General features: G+C 72.3%; 9 protein-coding genes. 7 read left to right on the top strand and 2 right to left on the bottom strand.

The genetic code is table 11. The features are described 5' to 3' along the window. Positions 1 to 29 precede the first annotated feature (29 nt). Complete coding sequence (locus D455_RS0120705; protein ID WP_017572603.1) at positions 30 to 281, bottom strand: hypothetical protein; 252 nt, start codon at positions 279 to 281, stop codon at positions 30 to 32. Positions 282 to 639: 358 nt separating this feature from the next. Here D455_RS0120705 and D455_RS0120700 point away from each other — a divergent pair, with 358 nt between their 5' ends. The 3 genes from D455_RS0120700 (at position 640) to D455_RS0120690 (ending at position 6503) form a co-directional block, all read left to right on the top strand. Further along, the gene (locus tag D455_RS0120700; protein WP_017572602.1) at positions 640 to 2631 is read left to right on the top strand and encodes a hypothetical protein; all 1992 of its coding nucleotides are present in this window, start codon (positions 640 to 642) and stop codon (positions 2629 to 2631) included. Beyond that, positions 2621 to 3991: a hypothetical protein gene (locus D455_RS0120695; RefSeq protein WP_017572601.1), complete on the top strand. Its 1371-nt coding sequence runs from the start codon at positions 2621 to 2623 to the stop codon at positions 3989 to 3991. Before D455_RS0120700 ends, D455_RS0120695 begins: the two co-directional genes overlap by 11 nt. Before the next feature lie 154 nt (positions 3992 to 4145). After that, a complete protein-coding gene (locus D455_RS0120690; RefSeq protein ID WP_152487124.1) occupies positions 4146 to 6503 on the top strand; it encodes a serine/threonine-protein kinase in 2358 nt (785 codons plus the stop codon). A 214-nt stretch (positions 6504 to 6717) separates the two neighbouring features. Here D455_RS0120690 and D455_RS0120685 read toward each other — a convergent pair whose 3' ends face one another. Next, entirely contained in the window at positions 6718 to 7314 is a 597-nt protein-coding gene (locus D455_RS0120685; protein WP_026122836.1) for a uridine kinase family protein, read from the bottom strand. A 112-nt stretch (positions 7315 to 7426) separates the two neighbouring features. Here D455_RS0120685 and D455_RS0120680 point away from each other — a divergent pair, with 112 nt between their 5' ends. From D455_RS0120680 to D455_RS0120665, 4 genes are all read left to right on the top strand, one after another. After that, positions 7427 to 8602, top strand: a complete 1176-nt coding sequence (locus tag D455_RS0120680; RefSeq protein WP_017572599.1) for an ROK family transcriptional regulator — start codon at positions 7427 to 7429, stop codon at positions 8600 to 8602. 399 nt (positions 8603 to 9001) lie between these two features. After that, entirely contained in the window at positions 9002 to 10147 is a 1146-nt protein-coding gene (locus D455_RS0120675) for a sugar ABC transporter substrate-binding protein (protein WP_017572598.1), read from the top strand. 85 nt (positions 10148 to 10232) lie between these two features. Further along, positions 10233 to 11030, top strand: coding sequence for an ATP-binding cassette domain-containing protein (locus D455_RS0120670; protein WP_017572597.1), 798 nt, complete (start codon positions 10233 to 10235; stop codon positions 11028 to 11030). Further along, positions 11030 to 12057: sugar ABC transporter permease (locus D455_RS0120665; protein WP_017572596.1), on the top strand; the 1028-nt coding region annotated here is incomplete at its 3' end. The genes D455_RS0120670 and D455_RS0120665, both read left to right, overlap by 1 nt.

Raw genomic sequence — 12057 nt, 5'->3', positions numbered from 1 at the left:
GCGCCGCGGGGAGCCTGTCAGGACCAGAGTCAGCCGGCGCCGCTCTCGGTCTCGGAGTAGTAGGAGCCATCCTCGCCGGCGAAGCTCCAGGACTCTTCGAACCAGGTCCCCTTGTCCCCGGCGAAGGCTTCGAGCGAGTGGTGGAACGCGCCGTGGGAACTGGCGCCGCTGGACTCCTGCTCGTAGTAGGCGTCCGCCGAGGCCAGGGCCGGAGCCCCGAAGGCCAGGGCAGGTGCGGCGACGGCCGTGATCGCGAAGCGGCGCAGCGTCTTCTTCTGCATGGCAGTGGGTTTCCCTTCGTGGCTTGATCCGGGGAACCGACGCCGTGTGGGTGGTCGTTGGTCGACGCTGTCCGCGAGGCGCGAAACGGCGTAGGACCACCGGGCGTTTTCCCCGACTCCCAGAGTGCGTGTCGGGAAGCCAAGAGAGAACACCAGAAAGCTGACTAAAATCCAAAATCGGGACATTGTGCTAGAAATCGTATTCGGAGTGTGTGCTTTTCGATGGGGTAATACGGTCCCGATCCTGTACTGGAGTGGGAAACCCGTCTCTCTCCCCGCGCTCGTGTAGGGCCCCTCGGAGAGCCGTGAAGCGCTCCCACGTCGGCCGATGTCCGTAAACCTCCGATATGCTCACCGCATGCTCGGCCCCACCAGCCCCCGTCCGCGGCTTCCCTCGGCCGTCGCCCTCCTGGCCTCGCTCCTCCTCGCGCCGGCCCTCGGCGCGGCGCCCGCGTCGGCGCAGCCGGAGCCCGGTCCCGCGGCGTACGAGGAACGCCCCACCCCGGCACGGCACTACGCCACGCTGATGGCCGAGCAGCCCGAGGGCGCGGCCGTGGTCGTGGACGACGCCCTCGCGGGCCTGTACGACCTGGATCGGCTGGAGGCGGAGCTCCACGACTCCTTCGACGATCTGGGTGTGCCCTACCACGTGGTCGCCGGCCCCTTCCCCGGCGCGTGGCCGGACTGGGACGGGGAGCTGCTGCCCGCCCTGAGCGACCGGGTCGGCGCCGACGGCGTCTACGTCCTCCTCCAACCCGGCTTCTCCCCGCGCGCACTGTCCGTCGGCGGGGAACTGCCGGTGGACCTGGCCTCCGACGTGGTCACCTACAGCCCCGACCTGGAGTACGACGCGCCCCTCGGCCGGGTCGCCGAGGTCTTCACCGAGGCACTCGTCTCTCCGGACCTGCCCGAGAGGGCCGAACGCCTCCGCGAGGCCCACGAACACGAGGCCGCCGAGGAGCCCACGGCCTGGGACGAGTTCCTGGAGGACCTGGACCCCGGGTCCGGCGTCGGACCGGGGAACCTCGGTTTCCTCAGCGGGAGCGTCGCCGGGGGACTGCTCGCCGCGACCGTCCTGCTGGCGTGGTACGCGCGCCGCCGGGGCGCCGGGACCCGAGTCACGGTCGTCGCCGCGCTCCCGACCGGGATCGTGCTGCCCGTGGCGGGGGTCGTCGCCGCGCTGGTGTACATGAACAGCGTGCCCCCGACCGAGGACGAGGTCTCCGACCCCCTCGACCGGACGCGCGCGCAGCCTCCCCACGTCACCTCACTGGTGCGCGTGGAGCGCGTCCTGGGCCGGACGGGGGACGCGCCCCTGTACGTGGACCCCCTCAGCCGTGTGTCCCTGGAAGGACTGGCGGAGGCCGCCGAGCGGGCCGGGGACGCCTCCGTTCCGGTCCACGTGGCCGTGGTCCCGATGGCCGACAGCGACGAGAGCGGCGGCGATCCCCGGCTCTTCGCGCACGCCATGCACCACGTTCTCGGTGAGGACGGGGTCTACGCCGTGGTGACCGCCGACTACGACGGCACCGTCCGGGTCGCGGCGCTGCCCTTCGGCCTGGGTATGCAGCCCGAGGACCTGATCCAGGGCCTGGGCCAAGGCTTCGACGAGGAAGGCCCCTCCACCCCGGCGGTGGCCCTGGAGACCCTCCTGGACAACGTCGAGGACGCGCCCCGGGACGCCGGGGTGCCCGACCCGGTGCCGACGGAACCCTACGATCACACCCCGGAACCCCGCATCCAGCGCTTCTGGCCCGACTTCCTGGGCGGATTCCTGCTCATCGGCCCCCTGGTGTCCCTGCCCCTGGCCGGCGTGGTGTTGGGCCTGCTGGCCCTGACGCGACGGAGGGGCCCCTCCCCGCGGGCCCTGCGCCGCACGGCCGAGACCGAGCGGGCGCGGCTGGCCTCCCTGCTCTCCTCGGACCGGGCCGACGACGTGCCGCCCGAGCTGATGCCCCAGATCGAGGCGGCGCTGATGATCATGGACGCGGATCCCGACGACCTCGACCTGCTCGGCGTGGCGGTCGTCTCCCGCAGAGCGCACGCCGCGTTGGAGGATCCCGGTTCCGTGGACACCGCCCCGTGCGAGATCAACCCCCTGCACGGCCCCGCCACGACGAGGGCGCGCTCCCGTGCGGCGGAGGGCAGGAACTTCGTCTCCCTGTGCCGGGGGTGCGCCGATCTGCCCGACACGCGTCGCGTGGCCAGCGTGCCACGCGTGCGCGACGCCCGGGGCGTGGCACGGAGTTACCTGTCGTTGGACGACCGCGCGTGGGTCCGGTACCGCTTCGGGACGCGGTCCCCCGGGCGCATGGCCGAGAGGCTTCTGGAGGATGTCGATGTCCGCTGAGTCCCCCCTGACCCGGTACGCCGCACGGGTACTGGCCGCCGCCTGCGCCGTGCTGCTCCTGTCACCCGCGACCGGGGCGCTGGCCCAGCCCCGGGAACCCGTGGAGCGGGGGAACCGGACCCAGGAGATCGCCGACGCCCTCATGGAGTCGCGTGTCCACGTCGACCCCGCCTACGAGAGCGCCTTCCCGACCGCGGACCAGGAACGCCTGGACGGGGCCATCGAGGCCTCGGGCCCGGACCTGTACGTGGTCGCCGTGCCCCTGACGGGCGGCGACGCCTGGAACGGCGAGGCCTCCACACTCGCGACGCTCCTGCACGACCGCATGGGCGGCGGTGAGGGGCACTACCTCGTCTACGACGGGTCGACCGGTTTCCACGGCGCGGACTTCGGCCCCGGTGCGCGGGAGGCGGCCCCGGCGCACTACGGCGCGCTGACGGCCTCCTACCGGACGGAGTTCGACGGCTCCATCCTCCAACAGGCGGAGGTCGCGGTGGAGGTCGCGCTCTCCGACGATCCTCAGGGCGCCTACGACGCGGCGCTGAGGGACTACGAGGAGGCCAATCCCGACCTCGCGGCCCCGGGTGAGGGGACCACCACGACGCAGGACACGGACGCCGGAACGGCCACGGATTCGGGGCCCGGCCCGCTGCTCGCGGTGGGCACCGTGGTCGCGGTCCTGCTCGCGCTCGTGCTCGCCCTGCTCGTGCGCAACCGGCTCACCGCGCGTCGGGGCAGGAGGAAGGCGTCCTCGATCACCCAGCACGCCGCGTTCGACAACGCCGACCGCGCCCAGCTGGACTCCCTGATGGAGCAGGCCGAGCGCGACCTGATCGAGGTGGGCGAGCGTCTGAGTCGCCTGGACACGGGTGCCGACCTGGGCCCGAAGGCGCGGCAGAGCCTACGTGAAGCCCTGGACGCCCGTGCCGCCGCCGCCAGCGTCCACGACCGTATGGTCGCGGAGGGAGCCACCCTGCCCGACGCCGTCGGCGTCCTCGTGCTGCTGGACATGGCCGAGGACGCGATGGAGAACGTGTCCGGGGGCTCGCGTACCGCAGTCCGGCGCCTCCACTGCTACGCCAACCCGCTGCACGGTACGGAGACCAGGGACACGCCCTGGCGTGAGTTCGGCGGCACCCGCACCATCCACGTGCCGCTGTGCGCCGAGTGCGCCAGGGCGGTCCGCGGCCGGGTGCGTCCCGTCGTGCTGCCCGACGAGTACCGGGGGCGGACGGTTCCGTACTACGAGGTGCCCCCCGAGGACAGCGTGTGGGCCGCCACCGGATACGGCGCGCTCACCGACGACCTCGTCCAGCGCGTCCAGCGCGGCGACCACCGCGCCAGCGGACGGGCCCGCTGACGGCCCGACCGTAACGGAGGTGTATCGGAAGCCCACGTGGGGGAACGCCCGACCCCTCGATCGGGGTCCGACCACAGGGAACGGTGTTTCGGTACCCTCCCATGTCCTGGCTCGGGCCCGACCGGAACGTGGCTATAGTTCCCACGGGCCCGTCATGGTCCATGGGGGCGGACGAAGACGACGGATACGGGGTGGAGCGGTGGAGGACCAGCGCGACCAGAGCGGCGACGGCGGGGCGCACCCGCCCTCCGACCGCACGGCGGGACACTACCGCCTGGTGCGGTCGCTGGGGCGCGGCGGTTTCGGTGAGGTGTTCCTGGGTGAGGCCCCCGACGGCAGCCGCGCCGCCGTCAAGATGCTGCACGCCAGCTGGGCGAGCGACCCGGAGATGCGCCGCCGCTTCACCACCGAGGTGGAGCAGGCCCGCCGGGTGAGTGGTTTCTGCATCGCCGCGATCCTGGACGCCGACCCCGAGGCCCGGGAACCGTGGATCGCCACCGAGTACATCGACGGCCCCACCCTCCATCGCGCCGTGGCCGAGGACGGTCCCCGCGGCGGAGTCGAACTGCACCGACTGGCGATCTCCACGGCCACCGCCCTGGCCGCGATCCACGCCGCCGGTGTCGTGCACCGCGACCTCAAACCGGACAACATCATGCTGGCCGCGGACGGGCCGCGCGTGATCGACTTCGGCATCGCCCGTGCCGTCGAGGCCACCTCGGTGACCGCCAGCGGGGTGGTGGGCACGATCGGGTACATGGCGCCCGAGCAGCTGGAGGGCATGCGCCTGACCTCGGCGGTGGACATCTTCTCCTGGGGTTCGGTGATGGTCTACGCCGCCACCGGCCAGGAGGCCTTCCCCGGCCCGACCCAGGCGTCCCGGATCGCCCGCATCCTGGGCGGCCAGCCCGATCTGGGCTCCCTTCCCGAACCGCTGGCCGGGATCGTCCGCTCCTGCCTGGACAAGGATCCCGACCGCCGCCCCGACGCCACCACCCTGCTCANCGCCGCGCCCGCCGGCGGTGGAGCGGCGCCGTCCGCGGCCCCGGTGCGGCCGAACTCCGGGGGCACCGAGGTCGTGCCCCCACCCGACGCGCACACCCGCGTGGGAGTGGACCCCACCCGGATCGCACCGGACGCGCCCTCGGGGGTGGATCCGACCAGGGTGGCGCCCCAGGTTCCGGTGGACCCCACCCGTGTCGCTCCCGAGACGCCGTCGGGGGTGAACCCGACCCGCGCCTACACGCGGATGGCGTCCGCCGCCCCGGCCCCGCCTCCGGGAACGGCCGCCCCGGCCCCCTCGGCCCCGGCACACCCCGTCCCGCCCTCCGCGGCCCCGGCGCCCTCCTCCCCGCCTCCCGCGCCGGGACCCGTGAGCGGCCCCATCACCCCGCCGCCGTACCGCTCCGACATCCCCCCGTACCACTTCCACGGTGTCCGGTTCACCGATCCGCGCGACCTGGCCGAGGCCATGCAGCAGAACTGGACCGCCGCCGTCCAGGTCTTCAGCGGTCCCTCCGAGCGGGCCGCCCTGGGCGCCTGGCTCATCAACGACCTCGGTGACACCGTCCTGGACCGGTCCCTGTTCCGCGGGCACGTCAGCGACGCCAACCTGGCGGTGGCCTCCTTCGTCTCCCAGCTGCGTCCCGACCTGCCGCCGATCTTCCGCGGCCGGGGCGCCACCATCGCCGAGTTGGGGGAGATGTTCAACGACCCGCGTCCGCTGCTCACCGGTGCGCCCATGGCCAACGAGATGGTCCTGATGGCCCGTCCGAGCGTGCTCAGGATCATGGGCGCCCACCACGGGGACGACTCCGGTGCGCTGTTGCTCCTGGCCGAGCAGCTCGACGAGGCCGAACGCGCCGCCAACTCCTTCCAGGAGGAGCTCACCACCGAGCTGGAGGGGTGGCGCACGACGCGCATCAGCGTGAGCGCCGCCCTCATCCTGGCCTTCCTGCTGCACCGGGAACGGCTGGTGCCGCCCGGCGACGGCGGCGACGCGGGAGTGGGGGAGTGGGTGTCCCTGCTCTGGGGCCGCGTCCAGAACGCGCCGACGCCCCTCAACGCGGGCTACGCGGCCGTGGTCTACGGCGCGCTGCCGACCATGCGGGCGCTGTCCGAGCAGCGGAGGCAGTGGGAGACCCGGCACGCCAAGGTCAGCACCGACCACGACAGCCTCCGTCGCGGGGTCACGGTCCAGGAGCGGCTGGTGCTGGCCCTGCGGGCCTTCCGGTTCGCCGTCTTCGGGCTTCCCGCCGGGGTGATCACCGAGGTGGCCGCGGAGGGGCAGATGCCGGGGGTCGTCGGTCTGCTCCTGGGCCTGGGGGTCGTCGGGATCGTCGGCGCGATCGCCATGGAGATCACCGTGCGGGTCGTCTCCGGTGGTGCGGCCAAGCGTGCCCAGCGCTACCAGGAGTTGCGGGGCGCGGCGGCGCAGCTGCCGGAGTTGACGACGGGGGTCACCCGCATCCACACCGACCTGCGCAGGGCCCGGGAGATCTGCGCGCGCTGACCGCCGCGCACGTCCGGTCCGCGCTTCCCGACCGGGGCCGCCCCTCCTCGGGTGGCGGCCCCGGACGCGGCTGGTCACCACCTCGGGCCCGGGCCACGACAGGACCCTCGTCGACGGCGCGGTGGTGGGGCGGATCACCGGATTCGTCCGTGCGGTCCCCGAGCCGGTACACGGCGGTGGTGACCGACCGGGCGACGAAGGGCTCCCGCCCCCGTCAGCGGGGCGGGTTGTCGACCACCACGTCGGCGTGCTCGCGGGGATGGTCGTGCCGGTGGAGGGCCTCCTCCTGGTCGGCCCACACACGCCGGTAGGGCGCGTAGACGGCCGCGTCCCACCGGTCGTCCAACCGCCGCAGGCGCTCCTCGTCGGGCGCGTCCACCCACACCAGCAGGTCCACCAGAGCGCGCACGGAGGCGGCGCCCGACCCGCACCCCTCCACCACGAGGACCCCGCCCCCCGCCACGTCGTCGGGCAGGGTCGTCCACTCCCGTGTGAACGCGCCCCGCTCCCAGTCGTAGCGCCGCCAGGCCGCCCGCTCCCCGCGCGAGAGCGGAACCAGGACCCGCTCGCGCAGCAGCGCCGCACCCGCGGCCAGGCCCTCCCAACCGGGGTAGAGGTCCTCCATGGTCAGGACCCGGACCGCCTCGCCCCGGCCGGTCAGGGCGGTGAGCAGGCCATCGGCCACCGTGCTCTTGCCCGCGCCCGAGCGGCCCTCGACCGCCACGACGCGCGTGCGGTCCGCGGACGGCACCGTCCCGGCCAGGCGGTCGGTCCATGCGGGCTCTGCGGTACTGATGCGCACTTTGGTCACCCTCGGACCCTAAGTCACCGATGCGAAGTTCCGGCTTGCGTTCAATCCTTGTAACATTCCTCGCAACAGCGCCGACGCGCCACGCAGACCACCGACCGCGAGGGGGCACCTGGTGACCGAGGCCGCCGCGACGCCGGGATCACAGTCCGCCCTGCGTCAGGCCAACGAACGGCGGGTCGTGGACGTACTGCGCCGCGACGGCACCCGCACCCAGGCCGAACTGGCCCGGGCCACCGGCCTGTCCGCGGCCAGCGTCTCCAACATCGTCCGTGGCCTGCGCGCCGCCGGGACGATCGTGGTACGCGACACCTCCTCCAACGGCCGTCGGGCCAAGGCGATCACCCTCGTGCGTACGCCGGGCTCGGTCGTGGCCGTCGACTTCGCCGCCGGCCGCGTCAGCGTCGCGGTCGGCGACAGCGACGGCAACATGGTGGCCCGCGAGGAGATCGACTACGACGTGGCCTCCGACCCCGAACGCGGGGTGCGCCGCGCCGCCTGGCTGGCCGAGACCGTCCTGCTGCGCAACCGGATCAACCTGGGCAGCGTGTCGTCGGTGGTGGCCTCCGTCCCCGGGCCGATCGACCCGGGCACCGGCGAGGTCGGCGGCATCTCCTGCCTTCCCCGCTGGGCGGGCTTCCGTCCGGCCAAGGCACTGACCGAACGGCTGGGCCTGGAGGTACTGGCCGAGAACGACGCCAACCTCGCGGCCCTGGCCGAGCAGCACAGGGGCGCGGGTGTGGGCGCCGAACACGTGGTCCACCTGGTCACCAGCGACGGCGTGGGCGCGGGCATCATGATGGCCGGCCAGCTCTTCCGCGGCGCGGGAGGCACCGCCGGGGAGATCGGGCACATCGCGCTGGACCCGCGCGGACACGTGTGCCGGTGCGGCAACCGGGGCTGCCTGGAGACCTTCGTCGGCGCGAACTACCTGCTGGACATGCTGCCGCAGAACACCGGCGTGGCGCGCGGCCCCGGACCGGTGCGGATACCGGACATGGTGGCGGCGGCGCTGGAGGGCGACCCGGGCAGCCGCCGCATCATCGCCGAGGCGGGGACCGCGCTGGGCCAGGGCACCGCGATCGTGGCGAACCTGTTCAACCCCGAACGGGTGATCGTGGGAGGGGAGCTGGCCGGGGCGGGGGACCTGCTGCTCGACCCGATGCGCCGGGCGATGGAACTGGGCTCCCTGGGCAGCGCCCTGGAACGGCTCGAACTGGTGCCCGGGGAGCTGGGCGGGGACGCCTCCCTGTACGGCGCCCTGCGGATGGCGGCCCAGCACGTGGGCTGAGGCGACCCCGCGTGCGTACCTCTGGTGAAGGAAGGCGACCTCGGGCGACGACTCCGCGTACCCTGGCGATGACGCTTCCAGCAGCGCTGACGCGGGTGCGGCGGCACGGCCCCCTCCCCTCCGGAACCTGAGCGTAGGCTGACGGTGACGGGGAAGCACGAGGTCAGCGCTCCGACGGAAGCCCGTTTGGTAAAAAACCGAGGCTCCTTCACGTGAGCTCACACTGCGGATTCCCCGCTCTGGCCTGGGATTTCGATGTCTTCAGTTCCTGAACCCAAGACTCGTGATGTTTCGGTTATGTGTTCAGGAGTTGACGACAAGGTAGCGGCGGGGTTTGACTTCACTCCACCACTCGCGAGTTCCACCGTCCGCATCCCCCGTCATGAGAGGCACCCAGCGTTGAACGCACGACGCTTCACACCGCGCCGCACGGCCGTCGGCGGTTTCGCCGCCGCCGGAGCCGCACTCACCCTCCTCGTCTCCGGCTGTGGGTCGCTGACCACCGACTCCGGTGACGTCGAGCAGGAGACCTTCACCCTGGAGGAGGGCTTCCACGTCGGCCTCCTCCTGCCCGACCTCCACACGGCTCGCTACGAGGCCTTCGACCGGCCCCTCTTCGAGGAGGCCCTCACGGAGACGTGCCCCAACTGCGAGATCTCCTACGCCAACGCCGACGGTGACGTGGACGAGCAGCAGACCCAGGCCCAGGCCATGCTCACCGACGGTGTGGACGTGCTCGTCCTGGACCCCGTCGACGCCGCGGCCTCGGCCGGAACCGTCAACGAGGCCAAGTCCCAGGGCGTGCCCGTCATCGCCTACGACCGCCTTGCCGAGGGCGGCGTCGACATGTACGTCTCCTTCGACAACCACCGCGTCGGCCAGCTCCAGGCCGAGTCCCTGTTGGAGGCCCTGGCGCAGGAGGGCACCACCGGCGACGGCTCGATCGTCGTCATGCACGGCTCGCCCACCGACCCCAACGCCGCCAGCTTCAAGGCGGGCGCCATGGAGGTCTTCCAGGACCAGATCGAGATCGGCCAGGAGTTCGACACCCCGGACTGGTCGCCGAGCGAGGCCAACGCCCAGATGGAGGGCGCCATCACCTCCCTGGGCCTGGACGAGATCATCGGCGTCTACGCCGCCAACGACGGCGTCGCCTCCGGTGCCATCTCGGCGCTGCGCAGCGCGGGCGTGTCGGTCGAGGACCTGCCCCCCGTGACCGGTCAGGACTCCGAGCTCGCCGCCATCCAGCGCATCATCGCCGGTGAGCAGTACATGACCATCTACAAGGCCATCGAGCCCGAGGCCAACATCGCCGCCGCCATGGCCGTGTCCCTGGCCACCGGCGAGGAGCCCGAGCTGGGCGAGTACAACCTCACCGACGTCGAGGACGGCGGCGGCGAGACCGTCCCGTCGGTCCTGCTGGAGCCGATCGCGGTCACCGCGGAGAACGTCGGCGACACGGTCGTCTCGGACGGGATCTACACCATCGAGGAGATCTGCACCGAGGACTACGCCGACACCGACTTCTGCCAGGAAGCCCTCTAGGAACCGGTGCGACGGCCCTCACGGGGCGGGCGGGCACCCGCCGTCCGCCCGCCCCGGACCGGGACGAGAGAAGAGAAGCGAACGCATGAGCACACCAGTCCTGGAACTGTCCGGGATCTCCAAGACCTTCGGTGCCGTCCGCGCCCTGAGCGACGTCGACTTCCACGTCGGTGAGGGTGAGGTCGTCGCCCTGCTCGGGGACAACGGCGCGGGCAAGTCCACCCTGGTCAAGGTGATCTCCGGAGCCCACCCCGCGGACAGCGGCGGCGTCATCACCTGGGACGGCAAGCCCGTCACCATCGGAGGGCCCTCCGACGCCCAGCGCCTGGGCATCGCCACCATCTACCAGGACCTCGCCCTGTGCGACAACCTGGACATCGTCGGGAACCTCTTCCTGGGCAACGAGAAACTGCACTTCCCCGGCACCCTCGACGAGGTCGAGATGGAGAGCCGGGCCGTGGAGCTGCTGGACTCCCTGTCCGTCAAGATCCCCAGCCTGCGCGTGCCGGTGGCCTCCCTCTCCGGCGGCCAGCGCCAGATCATCGCCATCGCCCGGTCGCTCCTGGGGCAGCCGCGCGTGGTGATGCTCGACGAGCCCACCGCCGCGCTGGGCGTGGCCCAGACCGCCCAGGTGCTCGACCTCATCGAGCGCCTGCGCGACCAGGGCCACGGCGTGCTGCTGATCAGCCACAACATGGCCGACGTGCGCGCGGTCGCCGACCGGGCCGTGGTGCTGCGGCTGGGCCGCAACGCCGGGAACTTCCCCATCGCGGACACCAGCTACGAGGAGATCGTGGCCGCCATCACCGGTGCCGCCGACAACCCGGTCAGCCGCCGTTCCGAGCGCACCGGTGGCACGGCTCTGGCCACGGAGGACAAGTGATGACCCAGCAGACTCCCGTCTCCAAGGCACCCGAGCAGGGCGGTGCCACGCCCGCCGGGCCCAGGCGCGACCCGCGCCTCCTGGCCACGGCGGCCTCTCCCAAGGGATGGCTCGAGGCCCTCAGGCGCCGCGTGCGCGGTGGCGAACTGGGACCGATCCCGGTGATCATCGGCCTGATCCTCATCGCCGTCGTCTTCCAGTCGGCCAACGAACGGTTCCTGTCACCGCAGAACCTGTCCAACCTGACCGTGCAGATCGCCGCCATCGGTCTGATGACCACCGGCGTGATCATGGTCCTGCTCCTCGGCGAGATCGACCTGTCCATCGGCTCGGTCGCCGGACTCGCGGCGGCCGTCCTGGGCGTCCTGGCCGTCAAACAGGGCGTCCCGGAGTGGATCGCCATCCTCGCCGCTCTCGGGGTCGGCCTCCTGGTGGGGCTGGTGCACGGCTTCGTCTTCGCGAAGATGGGGGTGCCCGCCTTCGTGGTCACCCTCGCGGGCCTGCTGGGATGGCAGGGCCTGCACCTGTACCTGATGGGCGCCGACGGCACCATCAACACCAGTCCGGGCGGTCCGATCTCCGTCCTGACCCAGACCTTCTTCGTGCCCGCCGTGGGCTGGGGGATCGCGTTCCTGGCCGCGGTCCTGTACTTCGTCTCGGTGACGACGGCGGAACGGCGCCGCCGTCAGGCGGGCCTGCCCTACAAGCCCCCGATGGAGCTCCTCTTCCGGGCCGTCCTGCTGCTGCTCCCGCTCCTGGGCGGCGTGTGGGTGCTCAACCAGTACAAGGGCGTGCCGCTGGCCTTCCTCATCTTCGTGGGTTTCGTGGTCGTGCTCGACCTCGTCCTGCGCAAGACCCGCTACGGCCGCATGGTCTACGCGGTCGGCGGCAACTCCGAGGCCGCCCGGCGCGCCGGTATCAACGTGGACCTGATCCGCGTCTCGGTGTTCGGGATCGCCTCCGCGCTCGCCGCCCTGGGCGGGATCATGCTGACCTCCCGCAACTTCGCGGCGAGCGTGTCCACCGG

It is taken from the genome of Nocardiopsis halotolerans DSM 44410 (genome assembly GCF_000341065.1).
Taxonomy (GTDB): Bacteria; Actinomycetota; Actinomycetes; order Streptosporangiales; family Streptosporangiaceae; genus Nocardiopsis; species Nocardiopsis halotolerans.
The sequence above is the reverse complement of the archived record's forward strand: the minus strand, read 5'-3'. Positions and strand labels throughout refer to the sequence as shown.